Below are 21,854 nucleotides of genomic sequence, written 5' to 3'. Positions count from 1 at the left end.
ATCGATGAGATCGGAGATACTGCAGAAATTGCAGGTGCTTTCTTTGGTGGAGGTTTCCTTGTTCCCTCAATGAAGATAAGTAATTTTAATTTCTCGAGCGGAACCGAGTTTTAGCATTGATATTCTGTCGTTATAAAAAGGGCACTCTCTGGTGCCCTTTTTGTATTTTATAATATAAGGTTAATCTTCAATTGCCTCGACATTCGCGCGAGGAACAGTAACCTCGACACCGTCTTCCATCTTTGCTTTGAGAACACGTACTTTTGTTTCAGATTCGACAACAACAAGTTCTTCTGGAAGTGCTGTGACTGTACATATCTCGCCAAAATGAGGTTCTCTGATGATACGGATCACACTACCGATCTTCAGTCCTGTGATCTGTTTTTCTTTGGCTTTGAGTTCATCCTCTTTGAAAGGAATCGGGATAATGATCTCAGGTCTCATGACACCTGCACGTATCTGAGTTTTTCCATGCATTGAGGTTTTGTAACCCTCAAATTCCTTGAGGATTTCGTATGTTTTGGCTGCCATCTTAATAGGACCGAATCCCTCGGTAAGTACTAACGTAACCCCAATCTCCTCATGACCTGTAATAGCTACACCGATATCAAATCCAAGAAGATCTTTCAAGTCCTGGTCATCAATACCACCAACAACAATACCTTTTGCATTGACCTGTATAGCTTTTTTGATCGCAGGTAAACGTATAAGAGAACCACCAACGATGATCTTATCTTTACATGAAGTATCGATCTGTTCGGGAAGAAGTTCAGCATCAGGACCATCAACGAGGACTTTTATCTCGCCTGTGATCTCACCACCCACTCCAAAAATACCTTGAATGTATGCTGATTTATTTTCTATCTGGACACCTTCATTCTCATAAACCTTGCTCACCACACCATCGATAAATGCTTTTACATTAATCGGAACAGGCGGTTCGCGTAGAAGTACCTGTCCAGTAATACTGGAAATATTTTCAACTTTGCCTGTTATAGGAGATTTTACAATGGATTTAAAAAGACCGAACATGCTTGTAGTCATTGCAAGCGGCTCATCTTTTTTTATTTTCTCACCTTCTTTTTTCTGCATTTTTGAGAGTACATCTGTTGGTGGAATACCAAGTTTATTAGCAATATTGATTGGAATGACATCACCGGGAAGATCTGTTTTTGCGACGTTATCATCAGCAGTAACTTTATCACCGATTTTTACGATGACATCTCCTTTAAGTGGAAGGATTCTGTCTTTACGCAGAATAATGCTTTTCGTTATTGTTAATCCGGGAGTATATGCTTGTGCCATCTGAACCTCCTATGATAACCATTCTTCAGGATAGACTTCGAGAGCCCTCATCCATTTTTTCAATGCTTCAACACGCATAGCATTATCTTGGGGTATATGAGCGGTCATTGTTTCTTTATTCAACTTTTCATCGAAATAAGTTTCACGTCCACGTGTGTCGATTATGAGTCCAACAACGCCACCAGTTACGGTCGTTTCTATTTCAGCATTTTTTCCAAGACCAAGATCACAACCACTCATTGGCTTAAGAGTTGCCTTGGCTTCTTCTCCAACTCCAAGTTTCAATTTGACAATCTCACCAAATGGAATATTTTGCTCAAATACTTCACCATCAGGGAGTTCGATTGTTGCATGCAATGCAATCTTTCCTTGTTTGTATTTACCTTTTGGAGCAATACAGGTTCCAAGGTGGATCAGGCAGTCTTTTTCAAATACTTCAGTTGCAGCTTTCTCGCTGATCGAGGCAAGAACACCGAGTTGAGGCATCATAAAGATACTATCAACTGCAAGCCGTGTAACACCTTCGGGAAGGAATGCATCGATAAGCATCATCGCAGACTGATTCCTACGGGGAGCGTGAGATAACACACCTCCACTTCCCACGAGTATATCGAGACTCATCATGTTCACGATAGTTTCGCCGGATGTCGATTGTGAGAATGCTTCAGAAATTTCTCTTTCTCTCTGCGTACCTTTTAGTGTTACGGCAAATTCTTTATGTTGTTCGAATGCAAGTCGAAGAGCTTCTTTTGCAATTGCCTGCTCGAGCATTAATTCTTCTGCAAGGAAGGGAATCGTTGTTGGTCTGATCATCTTATTCTTAATCATATTACGAAGCTGGGATTCGGGAATATCAAAAGGAACCCAACGTAAAATGTTCTTGATACCTGTCGATGCGAGCACATTTGAAATGCTGTAGCTCATACCGAGGTTCGCACTAACGGTTCTATTGAAAACCTGGGCTTCGGTAAAAACAGAAAAAACATCAGTTGTAGCGCCGCCGATATCCACACCTACCACCTCGATATTTTCTATTTTAGCAATAGTCTGCATGATGTTTCCGACAGCACCTGGTGTTGGCATAATAGGCACTTCTTCAATGTTACCGCTATCTGTTTCAGCTCTTGTCCATGACATTAATTTTTTATAACCCGGTGCCTGAGCCATCACATGTTCCATGAAAAGATCGTGGATCTTGTCACGAGCAGGTCCTAGATTTTCTCTTTCGAGAACAGGACGAATATTGTCGGTTATGATAAGATCGACTTTATTTCCGAGGGTATCTCGCACTGCATCTCGAGCATCTTTATTGCCTGCATAAATAACAGGGAGTTTATATTCCGAACCGAGACGAGGTTTGGGATCTGCTGCAGCAATGATCTCTGCCAACTCGACAACATGCTTGGTTGTTCCACCATCGATTCCACCTGAAAGAAGTATCATATCAGGTCTGAGGTGTCGTATCCTCTCGATACGTTGATGTGGAAGACGTTTGTCGTTGCTGGCAAGTACATCCATAACGATCGCTCCCGCACCGAGCGCTGCTCGCTCCGCACTTTCTCCGGTCATGCTTTTAACCACACCAGCAACCATCATCTGCAAACCACCACCGGCGCTGCTGGTTGATACATATGCATCGACACCTTTCTCGCCATCTTGCGGCACTTCGATGGTTTCATCTTTAATGATTGCTCTCTCTTGCTCTCCTCGAATATGAACAAGGTCTTCAACTTCCTCGACTGCATTAAGAACACCTTTGGTAACATCATCAAAGGGTGCTTCAACTGTCGTGGGTGCTTCACCTCGCACGATCAAACGATATTCATCTTTGATTTTCTTAATTAATATGGCCTTCGTTGTTGTACTACCACAATCAGTAGCCAATATCGAACGTAGATCTTTTGCCATATTTCCTCCGATTTATTTAACTTTCTTTTTTAATTCTTTTTTCTTCTTTTTCAATTCGCGCGCTTTCTTCTTATCAGCTTTTAATTTCTTATGAAATTCAGCATCCTTTTCGTCAATCTTATTAATAAGATATTTTACATTCTCCGTATCTTCAAGGGAACATGCAAATTTCTGATATTCATCAGGTTTGAAAATGATCTCAGCAAATGGAGCTATCATATAGAGGATCTGGCTGGCAATAAAATTCAACGGTCTGAGAGATTCAATGAGGAGAATAGCTGCAGAACCCATTCTTCTTTCAACGATGAACTTCGCAGTTCTATCCATCAGCTCATGAGCATCATCTTTTGAAACTTCTACTATAAGATCCATATTTTATTATGCGCGTGCTAATGTACATACATAAACATGCGCTGCAAGATTCTCCTTTAATAAAAGTGCTATTGATTTCATAGTTGATCCTGTTGTCAAAACATCGTCAACTAATAATATAGATTTCTTCTTAAGAATCTCTGAATCTTTCAATATAAAGGCATCGGCAACATTCTTTTCTCTTTCTGTATGATCAAGTTTTGTCTGCGTTTGAGTGAATTTTTTCCTTCTTATCACATCACTTAGAATTGGTATTTTAATAGATTTTGAGATTGCTTTTGCAATGATTTCAGCTTGATTGAATCCTCGAAATCGCTCCTTTGTTCTATGAAGCGGAACAGGTATGATATAATCTGTGTTACGAGTGAAATCATAATGTGATAATTTATCAGCAAGTCTTTTGCCGAGATATGTGCCAATCTTTTTGAATTCATTATATTTAAAATGATGGATCATGCTTTGAATTGGTGAATTATACATATATGCACAAACCACTTCATCAAAAGGATATATCGTTTTACATTCATCGCAAATAAAGCCATGAGAAATCTCTTTATGACAGAATGTACACCTGATCCCTTCAAGATCGATAAGTTGGTCAATGCAATTATTGCACAATATCGTGCTGTTTTCTAATCTTTCATTACATGAAAAGCACATAGGTGGAAATAATAGATTGGCAACTGAAGTAATGACATTCATTTTTCTACAAAATTTTTAATTGATAAAAATATTTGCTGACCGTCAGTAACACCGCAAGTAGGGTCAGAACTTCTTTCAGGATGAGGCATCATGCCGAGTACATTTCCTTTTTTATTTACGATACCTGCAATGTTCATTACAGCCCCATTTGGGTTTGTACTATCATCAATGATCCCATTATTGTCACAATATTGAAAAACGATCTGGTCATTATCCTGTAATGATTTGAGCCCATCATTGTCAATATAGTAATTGCCTTCATTATGAGCGATAGGAATATCCAGTATACTATCCTTTATAATTGCATTCGTAAATGGAGTTGATGTATTCACAACTTTAACCTGCTGATGTTTACAGATAAAGAGGAGTGATTTATTCTGAAGAAGTGCACCAGGCAATAAGCGGGTTTCCGTTAAAACCTGGAATCCATTACATATACCGATTACTAAACCACCCTTTTGAGTAAAACTGACAACTTCGTTCATGATCGGGCTGAATTTTGCTATTGCACCTGCTCGAAGATAATCTCCATATGAAAAACCACCAGGAATGATCACACAATCAGGATTCTTCAACTCAGTGTCTTTATGCCACACATATTCAACCTCATCCCTCATCAGGTTCTTTGTTACATAGTAGGCATCATAATCACAATTTGATCCGGGAAAAATGATGATGTTATAATTCATATTTTCAGCTCGTGATGTTACCGTTACTCGTCATGAATATCGTATCGGTATGTTTCGATATTTGGATTTGCAAGAACCTTATCGCATATTTCATCTATCTCTCTTGCGATATCTGCTTCTTTATCAACATCTATGACAACCTCGAACATCTTGCTGGCTCGAACTTCGGACACATTATGATATCCAAGCGTGTGAAGTGCATTCATGATAACTTTGCCTTGTGGATCAAGGACTTCAGGTTTCAAAGTTACATATATCATTGCTTTTCGCACAAATACTCCTATGTAAAACTTATATTATTTATTGAATTAATTATTAAACACTCTTGTGAATATTGCATCGACATTATTGGTAAATTTATCCATGTTAAATAATGAACTTAACTCATCTTCATTGAGTAATTTGGTAAATTCTTTATCGCGTAACAAGATTTTTGCAAAGTCCTTTGCTGTTTTCCAACATTCCATTGCAGCTCTCTGTACGATATAGTATGCTTTCTCCCGAGAGACACCTTTTGTAGCAAGCGCGAGAAGAACCGATTGACTGAAGATAAGTCCATTTGTCAAATCAATATTCTGCTTCATCTTTGCAGGAAAAACCGCAAGATTTTTAATGAGACATGTTGTTTTAAAAAGCATATAGTGCACTAGCGTAGTAGAATCCGGAATAATGATTCTTTCAGCAGAGGAGTGGCTGATATCTCGCTCGTGCCAGAGTGCATTGTTCTCAAAAGCTGTAAGCGCATTGCTACGTAAAATGCGTGCCAATCCGCAGATACGTTCAGAAATAATGGGATTCTTTTTATGGGGCATTGCTGAAGAACCTTTTTGCTGTTTTGCAAAACCTTCTTCAACTTCATGAACTTCAGTTCGCTGGAGATGTCTGATCTCTAAAGCGATCTTTTCAAGCGTGCTTCCGATGATTGCAATTGCAGAAATATATTCAGCATATCTGTCCCGCTGGATCACCTGTGTAGAAATATTAACTGGTTTCAAGTCGAGTTTTTTGCAAACATAGGTTTCAACTTCTATTGGAAGATGAGCATAATTACCAACTGCTCCGGAAATTTGACCAACCGAGATAATATCGATTGCTTGCTCCCATCGGACAAGATTTCGTTTCATCTCATCATACCATAATGCAAGTTTCAATCCAAAGGTTGTCGGTTCTGCATGAATGGCATGAGACCTTCCTATGCAAAGTGTATTTTTATACGTATAAGCACGTTCTTTCAAAACAAGCAGAAGTTCTTTTATTGAATCGAGAATGATCTCGCCTGCTTGTTTCATCAAGAGAGAGTTAGCGGTATCAATGATATCAGATGAAGTCATACCAAGATGAATATAACGTGATGAAGGTCCCACATAGGATGCTACATTCGTTAGAAATGCAATTACATCATGATGAACCTTCTGCTCAATTTCATCGATTTCAGAGACCATGAATTGGGCTTTCTGCTGGATATTATTGAGATCAGCATCAGGAACGAAGCCAAGCTTATTCATTGCTTCAGCTGCAGCGATCTCAATTTGGAGCCAAGTTGAAAACTTGTTTTCAAGACTCCATAAATGATCCATCTCCGGTAACATATATCGAGAGATCATTCGTCCTCCTCGATTATTTCTACAGGTATTGTAAGATCAAGCTCGTTTGCTTCGATCTGTACATTTGATGGAACCTCAAAATCGAAAATATTCTCATTGATGAATTGAAAATTCCATTTATCAATATTGAGCGAGATAATTTCGATCTTCTTCTGAAGTACAGTTATTTTATGAGGTAAATCCTTTTTATACTCCGAGAATTGAATGCGTATATCGCGAACCTGAACAGATTCAAGACGAAGTTTTTTATCAAAGATATAATACACTCCATTAAAAGGAGATGCAATATAATATCCAAAACTTTCTACAACACTATAAGTTGCCACGATATCCTGAACATTGATTAATGAATCGGCAGGAATGAGCCGTGTGATCGTGAGTTGTTTCTGATCCGGAATAAACACATTTACGAAATTATCTTCTAATACAATTTGAGCTTTGGGGCTGGGACTCAGACCAAGAATACCGCTTGAAAAAACGTCTATCCTAACTGATGAATTCTTTTTCCGAAGTAAGAAGTTGGTTTTTATTTCAAAATTATTGTAATTTATCGTTGCTAATCCCTCAGCTCTGCACTCTTGAAGATAGGCGAGTTTTTCTATTATCTTATTTTGAATTTCAAACGTGCTATAGTTATCTTTCGAGACTGATGCACAAGCGACAAGACTAAGGACTGTTATTGTAATTATAAATAACTTATTCTTCATCGAAATCCTCTTCGTCAGGAGGTATTGGCTTTTTCCTGAAAATCGAAATATATCCAACAATTCCAGCTATGATCATACATAAGCTCAATATTTGTCCCATCGTCATAAAGCCGATAAGATGTCCGAGATGTGCATCCGGTTCTCGAAGGAATTCCACGAGGAATCTGAAGAGTCCATAAAAGAAAATAAAACTCCAGAATACCATTCCCTTGCGCATATTTTTCTTAACAAGAATAAAAAGTATAAGAAAAAGTACGATACCTTCTAGGAACATCTCATAGAGTTGTGACGGATGTCTGGGAATCTGTTCTCCAGGGAAGATCATTCCCCATGGAAGGTCGGTCGGTCTTCCGTACAATTCGCCGTTTATGAAATTACCAAATCTTCCAAGTGCAAGTCCAATCGGCGCTACAACGACTGTCGGATCAGCTAATTTGTAGAAATCATAATGGTATTTTTTGCAAAACAAATATCCGAAGAATATTGCTGCTATCATACCGCCATGAAAGGACATCCCACCGTGCCAAACCGCAAATATTTCGAGAGGGTGACGGAATATCTCATTGAAGTTATAAAACACCATATAGCCGAGTCTTCCACCAATGATTACACCAAGCATCAAATAGAAAAACAGGTTCTCGAAATTTTCTTTTTTGATGTGGACATCCCGTTCTTTGTAAAGCTTCTTTAATAGGAAGTAAGCGATGGCGAATGAAATGATATACATCATTGCATACCATCGGATGTGTAGTGGTCCAATGGTTAATGATCCTATCGAAAATTCGGGAATTGTAACGAGATCGGGATTTATTTCAGGGAATGGGATCATGTGACGGACTCCATTTTCTTTCGAATAGAATGGTACCAAAGATCGTATAACTCTCTTACATCAAGAGAAATAAGATGATTGATATCAAATCTGGCTTCAGTAACTTTTCCAATAATTGAGTATGGTATATTGTATTTTTTAATAATTTGCTTAAGAGATGAGATATTCTCTTCTTTCAAACTAAGAATAATTCGTGAATGAGATTCACCGAAAAGTTCTGCATCAGCACGATTCATCAAATCGATTGATAGTTTTGCTCCCAGAAGACCATGGGGATTGAAGCACGATTCTACAAGTGCAACCGCCAAACCACCTTCCGAACAATCGTGCGCTGATTGAATAAATCCATTATGAATAGCATCATAACATACATTCTGAACTCTCTGTTCAAATTCAAGATCGATTTCTGGTGCATGACCTGCTATCAATTTATGTTCAATTGCTAAATATTCCGAAGCTGCAATCGAATTGCAATGTTTTCCCAAAAGAACAATGACATCTCCTACTTCTTTGAAATACTGAGAAGTCGCGAATGTAACATCATCGAGAAGCCCGATCATGCCGATCACTGGTGTTGGATAAACAGCACTCTTGACCGTTTCATTATAGAAACTGACATTACCACCTGTCACTGGAGTTTTGAAAAATCTGCATGCATCTCCCATACCCCGGATGCACTCAGAGAAATACCAGTAAACATCTTTTTTATATGGATTACCGAAGTTCAGACAGTTTGTTATCGCAAGCGGTTTTCCTCCGGAGCATACTATATTTCTAGCAGCTTCTGCAACTGCTCCTTTTGTTCCTTCATAGGGATCGAGATAACAGTATTTTCCATTGCAATCTGTGGTCATAGCAAGAGCTTTCTTTGTACCTTTTATCCTTACAACTGCCGCATCCGAACCGGGTTCGATCACAGAATTGATCCTCACCATATGGTCATACTGAGTGTACACATAGTTTTTACTTGCTATGTTTGAAGAAGAGAGTAATTTTTTCAGGATTTCATTATAATCTTCTGGTTCTTCCACACTGTCTTGATCAAAAGAATGCAAATCATGAAGATATTCAGGATACTGAATCTCTCGTGTATAGACTGGCGCATCACCACCAAGAACGAGTGTTTGAGCTGGAATATTAGCAATAATAATACCGTTTTCTCGTACACGTAGATTTCCATTCTCAATCACTTCACCGATCTTCACTACATGCAGATCCCATTTCTCATAGATTTCCTGTACTTTCTTGAAATTTATCGGTTCGATCACCAACAGCATGCGTTCCTGTGATTCGGACAACATGATTTCATAAGGGGTCATTCCTGTTTCTCTTTTAGGAACGAGAGAAACATCTATATCAAAACCGGTTCCAGCTTTTGCAGCCATTTCAGATGACGAACAAGTTAAACCGGCTGCACCCATATCCTGGATACCCACAACAAGTTCCTTTTTTATTACTTCGAGAGTTGCTTCGAGAAGTAGTTTCTCCATAAACGGATCCCCTACTTGCACAGAAGTTCGTTTTTCTGCTGACTCTTCTGTCAGTTCAACAGATGCAAAAGTTGCACCATGAATGCCGTCCCTACCTGTTGAAGAACCAACATATAAGACATAATTACCCACGCCATAAGCAGCAGCAGTAGCAATGTGTTCATATTTTATAGTCCCTACCGTCATCGCATTTACCAGAGGATTTCCCTCATAGCTGTCATCAAAATAGATTTCTCCCGCAACCGTTGGAATTCCCATACAGTTGCCGTAATCAGCAATCCCTTTAACCACACCTTTGAGAAGGTGCTTCACATGAGGATTATCCAGCGAACCGAACCGAAGTGAATTCAATGATGCAATGGGACGTGCACCCATAGTAAAGACATCCCTGAGAATTCCACCCACACCTGTTGCTGCTCCCTGGTATGGTTCCAGAGCGGATGGATGATTATGACTCTCGATCTTAAATGCCACCGCAAGTCCGTCTCCAATATCCACGACACCAGCATTCTCTTCACCTGCATCCTTAAGAAGGCATTCACCTGATCGCGGAAGAGTTTTCAGTTGTAGAATTGAATTTTTATAACTGGCGTGTTCCGACCACATAACAGAGAAAATTCCGAGTTCAGTGATTGTGGGATCTCGTCCTAAAATCGATAGTATGCGCTGGTATTCTTCTTGAGAAAGACCGTGCTCTTCAATGAGTTCTTGCGTGATCTCAGGATTCATGTATCCTCAATTGCTTTATTTAGCTGAAATAGACTATATTCACTTAAAATTTTACAATCCTATACTCGTCAAGAAAACTGTCAGTTGCTGAATCAACTTTCATTTCCTTGACAATGAAAAGTACACATCGTGTTTTCTCCATAACCATAATGAGCGGCAGGTTACTATGATAAAAGTATTTAAAACTGCGGATGGAGTATTTACCGAGAATGAGCAGTACGATCTTCTCGAAGAAAATATCTGGGTATATCTTGTATCCCCGACCAAAGAAGAGATCGAGTTGGTCACTTCTACATTTGATATTCCTAAGGATTTTATCGAAGACCCTCTTGATATAGATGAGAGTCCCCGTATGGAGCTTGAAGATGGTAAACGATTAATTATTACACAAACCCCCTATTTCGAGGATGATGAAGAAGCTGCTATTCAATTTATAACGCTGCCCCTGGGAATCATTCTCACTGATAGTTGCATAATCACGGTTTCTTCAAAAGATGATGATGTGCTACAGAATTTCGTGAAAGGGAGAGTGAAAAATTTTTCAACCGCCAAAAGAAATCGGTTAATTTTGCAAATATTATCCAGAACCGCCACCGTATATTTGAATTATCTTAAAAGAATCAACAGAATATCTAATAGTATTGAAGACCAGTTGGAAGAATCCATGAATAACGAACTGCTTATGGATCTTCTCGATCTGCAGAAAAGTTTAGTGTATTTCGCAACATCGCTCCGGTCAAACAGTTCTGTTCTTGAAAAATTATCTCGGGTAGGCATATTTACTAAATTTGAAGAGGATGAAGATCTGCTCGAAGATATGATCATAGATAATAAGCAAGCTATTGAAATGACTTCGATCCATGCAAATATTCTCAGAAGTACGATGGATGCTTTCGCATCGATGATATCGAATAACTTGAACAAGGTGATGAAATTCCTCACATCTGTAACGATCATTCTCATGCTGCCAACGCTTATATCGAGTATCTACGGCATGAATATAGCCCTGCCGTTCGCGCGATCCCCTCATGCATTTGTCATATTAATGGTTGCATCTGTTTTACTAGCACTTGTGGGTGTTATTGTATTTATTAGGCGGAAATGGTTCTGATGAAAGGAAAATATGAATAAAAAAGTAGTAGTAGTAATTTCAACATTAGTAATTATCTCAAGTTTCCTGATTGCAGATGATTTGTTTAATGAGAAAGAAGACCTGACTGCAGCGCTATGGCAGCAAACATCGTCAGAGTATCGTGCCTTATGTTATCAAGCATTCAATGTTGCACGGGATAGAATTCATATGGATCTTATGAAGGAATGGCCAAAGCCCCGTGCTGTGATTCTCGATCTGGATGAAACAGTCATCTTCAATGCGAAATACAATGCCACTGGAGTTTTGAGAGAGCAGGAGTATCCCAAAGAATTTTATGAATGGATCGCTTCAGGAGATGCAGAACCTATACCAGGTTCAATAGAATTCCTTCACTATATTGATAAAGAAGGATATACGATTTTTTACGTTACGAACCGCAGGGATGATTGTACAGATATAACACTCCAGCAGATCATCGATCTTGGGCTTCCACAAGCAGATAGTCATCATCTCCTTATGCGTGGTTCAGATCATTCCAAGCAAGGAAGACGCGATAAAGTTGCTGAGGATTATGCTGTTATTCTTTATATCGGTGATAATTCAGTTGATTTCAGTGGAGAATTTTATCAAAAATCAATTGAGGAAAGAAAAAGTATCACTGATTCCTTACAGGCTGAGTGGGGACGGAGATTCATTATATTACCAAATCCAATGCATGGTTCATGGGCAAAAGCATTATATCATGGTGTTGACCGCTGGCTATCAGGAGAAGAAAGCTTACAGCATAAAGCATCACTTCTTGAAATTGTAGAATAAAAAAAACCTCTCACAATTGAGAGGTTTGTATATATTGAGAAAATTGGCTTATTCTTTTTTGTCCACGAGTTTCTCGTCGCGCTCGAAATTTAATTTTTCTTTACTCTCTTTTTCAGTATCAACTTCATGAATTTTAACTCTATCTGAAATATCCTCAGAGATTGTCACAAAAGCAATTGTTTCACCGCGCATATTCTTTACCACATCAGTAATAAGACGTACAGCGAATAAAGAGCCATCTTTTCGAACGTTAATACTTTCCCTTACTTTCCCCTTCCATTTCGTGATTTCGCCTTTTGTGGTGTATTTATGAAGGTCAGGAGGTGAAAATATTCTCACATCCTTTCCAAGAAGTTCGCTAACATCATATCCGTGCATCGCAGCATCGGCAGGATTTGTATAAATGATCCTTCTGTCAGTATCGGCGAGTGTGACACCTAATCGCATTGTTTCGAATGCTTTCTTTGCGTGCTCTGCACTCATCCGTTCGGTTAAATCCTCTGAGATTGTAACGAATCCAACATTCTCGCCTTCATTATTTTTTACAACATCTGAAATAAGACGAACCGGGAAAGAAGATCCATCTTTGCGAACGTTAACACTTTCCCGTGTCATACCTTTCCATTTATCGATCTCATCTACTGGTGAAATATTCTCTTTAGGAGAAAATATGCGAACATCCTGTCCGATGAGCTCATCAACATTGTAACCGTGCATTTTTGCATCTGCAGGATTAGTGTATACAATATTTCGGTCTTGGTCTGTAATTGTTACGCCAAGGCGCATGGTCTCGATAGCTTTCTGTAGTCTGACAAGCCCCTCTTCAGCTTGCTTTTGTTCAATAATTCGACCGAGTTGTTTTGCAATCGAATTGAGAAGTTCTCGCTCATCCTTGGTAAAAGGACCTTCAAAACTATCGGGTTTCTTTTCGAGGTAGCCAACCTCAATCGTTCCAACGGATTCTCCATACACCTTGATGTCACTCTTTAGATATGAAATCGGATTATGATAGTTTTCGGTTTTGAACTCTTTAGTCCCCCATGTAACTTTTGCGCACGTGATCTCCGGATATTGCCAGGCTTTTGGTACTTGCTCGATCGTTCCTTTCAAAATGCCATCAATGGTAATATTCGGTTTTTCAACGAGACTCGTTATGTTATACAGACATTTTACTTCGCTGATTCTCTGGTTTAGATTTCGTGCTATTTGAAGGAGATTTTCACGAGTCTGCTGGTATTTACTCTCCATTATCTCTAATTCTCGAATGCGCTTAGTCTTTTGCTCAAGCTCTTCTAAGATTTTTTTCTTTGAAGGACCGCCAATCATTGTGTCTCCTTAATGTGAATAACCAATATTTATTAACTTAAAATTTTTCTGTCAATAATGTATTATATACTACAAGGAATATCAATAAATTTTATTCGTATTCCATACTTCTCAGAAAGAAGCGTACCGAGATTCTTTATGCCCAGTTTTTCAGTATTGTAATGTCCTGCATTAATAAAATTGATGTGATACTCTTCTACTTCTCTTACAATATTCTCTCTTATCTCACCAGTGAGAAATGTGTCTGCCTTTTTTTCAAGTGCACCTGAATATTCAAGGGATCCACCACCAGAAACGATACCGATTCTTGAAACAACAGAAGGTCCTGCTGCAAGAAAATATGAATTTGTATGAAGTTTATGATCGACAAACTCAACAAAATCGATGAATTTCATTGAATTCTGTAATTCACCAATATAACCGATTTCACCATAATAGGGAGAATGAAGCGTTTCAATGTTTTGAAGCTCAAATAATCTGGCAAGACTGATATTATTCCCAATTTCTGGATGAGCATCAAGAGGAAGATGATATCCGCAGAGATTGATGTCATTATCCAGAATGAGTTTAATTCTCTCTCTAAATATACCTGCAATTCGTGGTGGATCTCCAAGCTGACTTTTAAAAAGCCCATGATGAACGATTATCATATCAGTATTTTCTTCAATTGCTTTTTCAATGAATCGTCTTGATAAACTTACACCAATAACAATACTTTCTATCTCTTTTTTACCTTCGATCTGCAGGCCATTATAGCAGTAGTCTTTAAACGTATCTGCTTGCAAGCATTCATTACAAAATTGTACAATGTCATCTCTTTTTACCATAGAACTCCTTTATGGATACGTGATCATAGCATAAGCATTATGATTGTGAATGGACTCCATGCTTTCGGCTTCTACCGAGAAACGGACTATTCTTCTATCATTTTTCAAAGAAACTGCTATTTCTCGTGCAATATCTTCAACGAATTTTGGATTATTATAACTCTTCTCTGTTACATACTTTTCATCAGGTCTTTTCAATAGCGAGTAAACCTGGCAACTAGCCGCATTCTCTGCAATTTCAATGATTTCTTCAAGCCATATGAACTTATTGTAGACAATATTGACCGTCACATACGCTCTCTGATTGTGTGCGCTGTTTGTGCTTATTTCTTTTGAACACGGGCATAGAGAAAGAACAGGTACTATTGCATACATTTCCATATGAAAAGTATCACGTAAGTTTGCTTTAAATCCACACTGGTATGATGATAATGATTCTTCTTTTGTTACTGGAGCCGATTTTTTTATGAAGTATGGAAATTCAATCTCAATATATGCGACATCAGCATCGAGTTTTAATTTCATTTCCTCAAGCAGTTCCTCAAGATTATCTATGATCGTTTCTCTGTGGTAGTGATGTAGTATCTCGATAAACCGGCTCATATGTGTTCCTCTGAAATTGTGAGGAAGTTCTACATACATATTGATATCTGCTACTGAGTTCTGTTCGTTATTTCTTCTATCCTGCAGAACAACAGGATATTTGATTCCTTTCACTCCGACCTTGTTTATCGGGATCTGCCGTGAATCTTTCTGGCCTTGAACATCGTTAAGCATTATTTATTTTCCTTGATGAGATACACTGTTGAATCTAAAAGTGTGAAGTTATACTTGTCAAAATTTTCTGAAACATCATAATAAAGATAGCCGTTTTTCTCAAAAACAATCAATGCATCAATACTATCCTTCTTGTTGATAAATTGGATCCCTTTGTCCGGTCCCATAACAAATAGAGCTGTACACATTGCATCAGCATAGGTTGCATCAGGTGCTATGACCGTAATAGAAACTGATTTATCTGCAGGATATCCTGTTTGAGGATCAAGTATGTGATGAATACGAACTCTTTCTTTTATGAAGAATTGCTCATAATCTCCCGAAGTGACTACTGCCATATTTTTCACTTCCAGAGAACCCAGAAGTTCCTCATTCCTGGGGTGCTGGATACCAATCTTCCAGACATCAGTTTGTGGATTCTCCATAACATAGAGATCACCTCCTGCATTGATAACAGCATACTTGATTCCTTGATCTTTAAGATATTGAACTGCCTTATCAACTATAAATCCCTTTGCAATACCGCCAAAATCTATTCGTATTCTCGGATCATTCTTAAAAAAGATAGAATCGTTTACATATATTTTGTTGAAATCAACCAACGATTTAAGTGAATCGATCATCGTTTTTGATGGCATCAGCTCTTCAATAAAATCATAGTATGGCAGCAGTATTCCAACTGTTACATCAAATGCACCTTCAGTATCTGTACTAACTTTTTCAGATATTTTAAGAAGTTTCGCCATGCTTTCCGAAATATTACTCGAATCACGGCAGGCATTTAAACTGCTTGTTTCACTACTTTCATAGGTGCTTGAGAATTGTTCTTCCAAAGTTTTTATAAGAGCAAAAACCGAATCGATAATCTCTTTATTATGTGGATTTTTGTCCTGTATATCAAGAGTAACAAAGGTACCGAGTGCAAACCTTGTTTCTTTGATAGGTTTACTTCTCTCATGATTGATGCGCACGTATATCACAACAAGAAGTATTATAATAAAACTAATCTGAACGATTCTTTTTTTCATAGCAAAAGAAAAGCACAAAGCCATGACATCACATCATAATCTTTGTGCTTTTGTTGATTGCGCAAATTATTTGATCAATCCTAACCAGTCACCAAGCAGGAATTGTACTCGTCCAATGAGGAGTGAGATACGAGCCATCACCGTATAACCGAATGATGCACCGAATCCGATCATCATGAACCAGATACCAATGGAAGTAAACTTTCCATATACACCTTTATGTGCTTTGGAGAAGAAGAAATACAAGAGAATACTGATGGTTCCAACAAAGATCAAGATGATGTTGATGTTATTGAGTGGAAGCATCATACTTCTCATTTGCACAAGCACATTTGCGTGCATTCCCATGGGAACACCCATACCTACCATACCCATGCTAAATGCAATGGGATAACGGCTGATCCAACTCAGTTTTGATGAAAATCTAAACCAGTACAGAATACCGATAATGAAAGGTATGATGAGGATATAATCTTTTTTGAGAAAAAGCGGTTCGTATGCGTATGGGAGAAAAGCATTATAGAAGGTATATGGAATATAGTAACCCATTGAAACGCCTACGAAGAGGTGTTCTGCAAATTTATAGAACGGATTATCCTTATACAGGAAAGAAAACATGCAGAGTGTCAAAAATGCAGCAATCCAGATTCCAATTGTTTCAGTCATGTTTACTCCTTATTTTCCAAACTTCTTTTTTTGATCACGTTTTTCAAGGAAATATCCAATATTACCAAGTATGATAAAGAGGATTATGAGCACGTGAACAATAGCCTGTGCATCCATACCGATACGGGCTTTGTTATATTTATACAATTTTGCGAGTTCAGGAAGCTCTTCATACTGGGCTTCTACCCATGCCATATTTCTGGCATTTTTCTTACTGAACTCAATACCATTCATTGCGAAAATGTCAACGAGCTGTTCGTATTCAGCAGCACCTTTCAATCCACCCAAACTGCCAATAAACTGTCCTGTTTGAAGGAAAGGGTACACATCTGCAGCCATAACAGCAGTAAGACCGACTGCAACATCAACACCGAATTTAGCGCGAGCATACGTTACCCAGAATTGCCCCATCGAAGAACCTGAAATTTCTACAACTACCTGGATATTATCATAATTTTTAAGATCCTGCATAATAGGAAGATTCTCGAGTTTTAGTCCTTCACTATTTGTTTCAACAGCTTCAGCAATATCATCACCCATACCAAGCATGATAGGAAGCTTCAAACTCCATGGTTTAAATCCAAAGTTGCAATAATCGACATTAGCTTCGATATTAGGATAATCTTCTTTCACTTCCGATAGTGCAAGCTGAATGATCGCTGCGCCTTGTGGAAGGAAGGATATCGTGAATACTTTGATATTTCTCTGGAAACAATGTCTCAGGATCGCAAGGTCCATCGGGTAAAGTTCCGGCAGCACACCGGGATCATGCGTGAAGTCCATGATAATTGCCATATCTTCTCTGCCTGCTGCAGCATCGATGTGACGGTATAGATCTTCGACCGGTGTTGTTGTATAGGTTTTGAATCCAACAGGGAAAACAAGAGGTAAAATCACTGCGAGAGCAAGAATAATATAGATGATTCTTCTATCTAATTTTTGAATGCTATCTGCAAATTTCATGATACCTCCTTAATCCCTTCCGCCAAGATATGAGCGCTCGATCCCAAGCATGATCTTGAGAGATGTTGCGGTCATACCAAGTCCTACACCAAGTGCAATTCCGCGCTTGGCTGCTAGGTTTGGCACATTGAGGATCCATTCAGTAATATCAGGAATCCAGTGGGTTATCGCTTGTCCAATCGAGACACGTCCGAGCATCACAATAATAGCTGCGACAAGCAATACGGTCGCTTCAACAGATCGTGCTCTGAACGCCTTATATGCTGCGGATGCAATGTAGAAAGCGAGGAGTGAGAACATCGTTGCACCCAGCGGAACATTGAAATTCTCAAAGATCCACATATAGGGGGTTCCTTCCTGGATGCCCCACACGAATCCAACAACGGTTGTTATAACAAGTGCTGCAAGTGTAACTATACTGTATCCCCAGTTAGGAGCTTTGCGTTTAATCTTGTTATAATGAACAAGAACAAGACTGAAAACACCCAACACAATCGCGAAAGGACCTATAACTTTTGTCCATTTCATGAACCAGTCGAGGTAATCTGAGGAGAGTTTGCTGGGAATGAATACATGAGCAACAAAGAGTAAACCAAGTATCAAAACTATCATTAAAGGTATTTGTCTTTTCATTATGATACTCCTTTCTATTTAGCTGGGAACCAGTTCATAAAGAACGTAAGGTGAACAGTTGAAAGCAGGGTTCCAATTACAACAGTGATAACAATGAGAAGCTTCATATAATCCTGCGCTTTAAGAGTACCGAGAATGAGTGGCTGTTTCGAAAGATAAGCACTCGCTGCATACAGTTCTTCACCAATCAATGTGTAGTCACATGTCGTGATAAAGAAGGGTAGCTGGTTAACCGCATCTGTACCTGCGATCTGGATAGCACCTGTCATACTTCCTGTCTCTGTCATAAGAAGAGACTCAGCCCAGAACATACCCATATAGAAGTTCGTTGCGGTTTTTTCACGGATCATGATACCATTAACACCGGACACAAATGCAAACTGGGCCTGGGTAATGAAGAATACGCTGTTTTTGTCATAAGTGTCGGGACGTCCTGCTTCATAATGAGCTTCTTTAACAGTTTCCTGAGCGATTGGAAGCACAATAAAGTCGCGACACGGAACAAGAATCCTTGTGTCATATTCTGCAGCTTTTTTCGCAACTTTGCTCAAAATCGCCAATCCTGCGAGGGTTGCCACATCACTGATACCACTCAATCCGGGAACGAACAATATCGGTCTTCCCATTTCTGTGGCACGACCGATTGCATTATCAATCTCCTGAATACCTGCGATTGGACGTATATATAATCTCTTACCTTTTCTTGCAGCTCGGATCATGAAGTAAACCAAAGCGCCGAAAAGTAGGACTGCAACGAGAGTAATTATTTCATCTGTGTTGAACCAATTCTGCTTCGGAAAGAGATATTGCTCTCCATTTGGGGCAGTATAAACAGGTGTATCAATAAAATGTCCCTTTCCATCAGTTTTTCTAATATAATACTTGAAAGAACGTGTTGCTTTACAGGCTGTTGTATACAGCAACTTCATACGTTCTTTGTCAGTTTTTAATTGATTAGCTTCCTTAACGATCTCAGGTTTATCTTCAAGATAGCTTATATAAAGATCTATTCGATCTTCAATATTAGCTATTTCCTCTTTATCTGTTTCAGTTTCAAGTTCAGTTTGAAGTTTCGCAATTTCTTCTTTCAGCTCTTCATCCTGTTGATGAAGCTGGTCAAGATACAAGGCCTGTGTATAATAGGGATATTGATCTTCATAATTGACAATTGCGAGATATGTACTGAAATATAATCGTTTTTCATTAAGATCGAACCGGGGTCGTCCTCTAAACTGAACAGTTGCAAAAGCTATTTTATCGATATATTCTCTTTCTCTGAAAGACATTTCCTTTGCATATCGATACACATCGCTAACATGGTTTATCTTATATACTTGATAGTAATAATCCACCATTTCTTTCATTTGTTCGTTTGGTGGAGTGTCGATCAAAACAAGCTGCATGTTTGTATCGAAAGAAAAGGTATGAGTCACAGCATAGTCTTCTGGTAAAGGTTCCTGTCCTTTGTGTTTACACACAAACGTTCCTCTAATTTTCATGGGCTGTGTGTAATCCCAGTTCACCTTAAAATCGAGTTTATTATCAAGCACGTATTCTGTTTTGGTTTTACCATTGATCGTTAAGATCAAACGGTCAACTTCATACATTGTATTATCTGTGATGAAATAGTTCACGGTGAGTTTGGTAAAGGCATCATTGTATACTAACTTTGAAAGTCCAAAATAGGGATATCCAAAGTATACCTGCATCTGATCACCCTTGTCATTAGGTTGATCTTTTACAGTAAAATGAACAGGCGGGACAGGAAGCATTGAAGAGGTAATAATCTCTGCTGGAATAGGTTCATCCTTTGCTAGAGTTTCCTGATCTTGTCTATCCTGCTCTCCGATATTGAATCGATACCATTTCATATTTGCCGGATTAAATGCATCATACCGTACTGCAATAGAATCATAAGGAACGATTGCATTTGTTTGAGGTGTATACGGATAAGCATCAGGTCTTGTAAAGATGAGATGCTTATCATCAAACTCATCATAGAGATAGATATTAAATTGTTTTTGATCATCTGCAAAAACTGGTAATGTCCATTCGAACTGCATCTGCTCTTTATCTGTAACAGCAACAGCATAGAATTCTTCAAGTTTTTCAGGGGGATCATCAGTAGTTTTTCCACTTACAATAGCAGAAAGTGGAGAAGCTGTACGGTTCATGTTTAATGCCTGAATCGCATAAAAATAATCTTTCCCTACTGTTAATTTTGTGAGAATATACTTTACCTGCTGTAATTTCATGCCGGCAAGGATGGTCGATGTCGTATCAATCGTTCCATCTTCAGTTGTATCAACATCGGTAAATTCTCTCATCTTCGTGTGATAGACATATTCATTATCAGGAATAACAGCAAGCATGCGGTAGTGATCCATCACGGGACCATACACTTTCATGTCACGGGGCATCGTTCGATAGAGTACTTCCGCACCTTTTGTTCCTTTCTTTTGTCCTTTTTCGTGCCTTAACTTTGCTGGAGAAGTGGCATCAACAAAAAATGTCCAGCCCTGGTCTACATACTTCATTGTATCGGAGGCAACACCGGTTTTGGAATCAACAGGTATTTTTCCGATATAGAATAAGCTATCTGGAGTATATCCGCGGTAAATGCGATATTCAATGATGCGTTTCTCTTTGGGCAAAGGTTTCCAACTCAGAACAAGTCCTCCGCCATCATCATGAGGAACATCTTCAACTTTCAATCCTTCAACAGGTTCATTATTGGGCAACATCTTCCCGAATGCTGAACTTATGAATAACAGCGTGAACATCAAAAGCAATAGTCCAAATTTCCTAGAAACTTTCACTTTTGTTGCTCCTTTCTTTGTATTTTTTTTATTTATTAATTACTTGTTTTCCGAAAGTAAATAAATTACCTGCCTGATAAATATCAAACTGAACTTTTGAAAAAGGTTCTATTTGAATATATGGAGTCGAAACAATACCTTTCTCAAGATCAAGGGTGATTTCGCGTCGTTGAGAAAGGTTATCAAGTTCGATGTGTGTAATTGTTAAAATTGGCAACCCGGAATTGATGGCATTTCTTTTATAAATTGCACCAAATGATTCAGCGAGTATAGCTTGAATGCCGAGAGAAGCAAAACAGTCAACAGCTTGTTGCCGTGATGATCCGGCACCGAAGTTTTTTCCAGCAATAACAATATCACCTTTTACTGCTTTAGCTGCAAAATCCTTCCAACCTTCAAGATTGTCAAACGTATATTGTCCCATTTTTTCGATTTCAGTGATCGCTAGGTATTGATTGTGAAAGATCATATCAGTGTCGATATCATTAATAAGATGATTGTTTTGATCGAGTATAAGCCAAATTTTGCCGGTTATTTTACAGTCTTTTTGCATTATAGATAAAACGTGCTA

General features: G+C 38.6%; 21 protein-coding genes. 2 read left to right on the top strand and 19 right to left on the bottom strand.

The genetic code is table 11. The annotated features are described in order from the left end of the window. Positions 1-180: 180 nt before the first annotated feature. The 10 genes from JW794_03690 to purL are packed head-to-tail and all read right to left on the bottom strand — an operon-like array spanning position 181 to position 10,335. The gene (locus JW794_03690; protein ID MBN2017222.1) at positions 181-1,305 is read right to left on the bottom strand and encodes a hypothetical protein; all 1,125 of its coding nucleotides are present in this window, start codon (positions 1,303-1,305) and stop codon (positions 181-183) included. A gap of 9 nt (positions 1,306-1,314) precedes the next feature. Next, on the bottom strand, positions 1,315-3,213 hold the full coding sequence (locus tag JW794_03685) for a glutamate mutase L (protein ID MBN2017221.1): 1,899 nt from the start codon (positions 3,211-3,213) through the stop codon (positions 1,315-1,317). 12 nt (positions 3,214-3,225) lie between these two features. Beyond that, a complete protein-coding gene (locus JW794_03680; GenBank protein ID MBN2017220.1) occupies positions 3,226-3,585 on the bottom strand; it encodes a hypothetical protein in 360 nt (119 codons plus the stop codon). A 6-nt stretch (positions 3,586-3,591) separates the two neighbouring features. Beyond that, a complete protein-coding gene (locus JW794_03675) occupies positions 3,592-4,287 on the bottom strand; it encodes a ComF family protein (GenBank protein MBN2017219.1) in 696 nt (231 codons plus the stop codon). Next, complete coding sequence (gene purQ, locus JW794_03670; GenBank protein ID MBN2017218.1) at positions 4,284-4,976, bottom strand: phosphoribosylformylglycinamidine synthase subunit PurQ; 693 nt, start codon at positions 4,974-4,976, stop codon at positions 4,284-4,286. The genes JW794_03675 and purQ overlap by 4 nt, the downstream gene beginning before the upstream one ends. A gap of 23 nt (positions 4,977-4,999) precedes the next feature. Beyond that, on the bottom strand, positions 5,000-5,236 hold the full coding sequence (gene purS, locus JW794_03665; protein ID MBN2017217.1) for a phosphoribosylformylglycinamidine synthase subunit PurS: 237 nt from the start codon (positions 5,234-5,236) through the stop codon (positions 5,000-5,002). A gap of 48 nt (positions 5,237-5,284) precedes the next feature. Beyond that, a complete protein-coding gene (locus JW794_03660) occupies positions 5,285-6,580 on the bottom strand; it encodes an adenylosuccinate lyase (GenBank protein ID MBN2017216.1) in 1,296 nt (431 codons plus the stop codon). After that, the gene (locus tag JW794_03655) at positions 6,577-7,287 is read right to left on the bottom strand and encodes a hypothetical protein (protein MBN2017215.1); all 711 of its coding nucleotides are present in this window, start codon (positions 7,285-7,287) and stop codon (positions 6,577-6,579) included. The genes JW794_03660 and JW794_03655 overlap by 4 nt, the downstream gene beginning before the upstream one ends. After that, a complete protein-coding gene (locus JW794_03650; GenBank protein MBN2017214.1) occupies positions 7,277-8,116 on the bottom strand; it encodes a prolipoprotein diacylglyceryl transferase in 840 nt (279 codons plus the stop codon). The genes JW794_03655 and JW794_03650 overlap by 11 nt, the downstream gene beginning before the upstream one ends. Then, positions 8,113-10,335 carry a phosphoribosylformylglycinamidine synthase subunit PurL gene (purL, locus tag JW794_03645; protein MBN2017213.1) on the bottom strand — a complete coding sequence of 741 codons (2,223 nt, stop codon included), beginning with the start codon at positions 10,333-10,335 and terminating at the stop codon, positions 8,113-8,115. The genes JW794_03650 and purL overlap by 4 nt, the downstream gene beginning before the upstream one ends. A gap of 166 nt (positions 10,336-10,501) precedes the next feature. Between purL and JW794_03640 the strand changes: the two genes are divergently transcribed. Both JW794_03640 and JW794_03635 read left to right on the top strand, forming a co-directional pair. After that, the gene (locus tag JW794_03640; GenBank protein MBN2017212.1) at positions 10,502-11,446 is read left to right on the top strand and encodes a magnesium transporter CorA family protein; all 945 of its coding nucleotides are present in this window, start codon (positions 10,502-10,504) and stop codon (positions 11,444-11,446) included. 12 nt (positions 11,447-11,458) lie between these two features. Beyond that, positions 11,459-12,244 (top strand): 5'-nucleotidase, lipoprotein e(P4) family, encoded by a 786-nt coding sequence (locus tag JW794_03635; protein MBN2017211.1) that lies wholly within the window; start codon positions 11,459-11,461, stop codon positions 12,242-12,244. Between the two features lie 48 nt (positions 12,245-12,292). Here JW794_03635 and JW794_03630 read toward each other — a convergent pair whose 3' ends face one another. From JW794_03630 to JW794_03590, 9 genes are all read right to left on the bottom strand, one after another. Continuing rightward, positions 12,293-13,570 (bottom strand): PAS domain S-box protein, encoded by a 1,278-nt coding sequence (locus JW794_03630; protein MBN2017210.1) that lies wholly within the window; start codon positions 13,568-13,570, stop codon positions 12,293-12,295. Between the two features lie 62 nt (positions 13,571-13,632). Further along, entirely contained in the window at positions 13,633-14,397 is a 765-nt protein-coding gene (locus JW794_03625) for a Nif3-like dinuclear metal center hexameric protein (protein MBN2017209.1), read from the bottom strand. A 9-nt stretch (positions 14,398-14,406) separates the two neighbouring features. Continuing rightward, entirely contained in the window at positions 14,407-15,174 is a 768-nt protein-coding gene (locus JW794_03620; protein ID MBN2017208.1) for a GTP cyclohydrolase I FolE2, read from the bottom strand. Then, a complete protein-coding gene (locus JW794_03615) occupies positions 15,174-16,202 on the bottom strand; it encodes an FAD:protein FMN transferase (protein ID MBN2017207.1) in 1,029 nt (342 codons plus the stop codon). Before JW794_03615 ends, JW794_03620 begins: the two co-directional genes overlap by 1 nt. A gap of 66 nt (positions 16,203-16,268) precedes the next feature. Continuing rightward, positions 16,269-16,868 carry a hypothetical protein gene (locus JW794_03610; protein MBN2017206.1) on the bottom strand — a complete coding sequence of 200 codons (600 nt, stop codon included), beginning with the start codon at positions 16,866-16,868 and terminating at the stop codon, positions 16,269-16,271. Positions 16,869-16,877: 9 nt separating this feature from the next. Beyond that, on the bottom strand, positions 16,878-17,831 hold the full coding sequence (locus JW794_03605; GenBank protein MBN2017205.1) for a hypothetical protein: 954 nt from the start codon (positions 17,829-17,831) through the stop codon (positions 16,878-16,880). A gap of 9 nt (positions 17,832-17,840) precedes the next feature. Further along, entirely contained in the window at positions 17,841-18,464 is a 624-nt protein-coding gene (locus tag JW794_03600) for a hypothetical protein (GenBank protein ID MBN2017204.1), read from the bottom strand. A 14-nt stretch (positions 18,465-18,478) separates the two neighbouring features. Then, the gene (locus JW794_03595; protein MBN2017203.1) at positions 18,479-21,283 is read right to left on the bottom strand and encodes a hypothetical protein; all 2,805 of its coding nucleotides are present in this window, start codon (positions 21,281-21,283) and stop codon (positions 18,479-18,481) included. Positions 21,284-21,311: 28 nt separating this feature from the next. Then, entirely contained in the window at positions 21,312-21,836 is a 525-nt protein-coding gene (locus tag JW794_03590) for a 3-isopropylmalate dehydratase (GenBank protein ID MBN2017202.1), read from the bottom strand. Positions 21,837-21,854 lie beyond the last annotated feature (18 nt).

This window comes from Candidatus Cloacimonadota bacterium (genome assembly GCA_016932035.1).
In the GTDB taxonomy this organism is placed as follows: domain Bacteria; phylum Cloacimonadota; class Cloacimonadia; order JGIOTU-2; family JGIOTU-2; genus Celaenobacter.
This window is presented reverse-complemented; position numbering and strand designations above follow the sequence as displayed.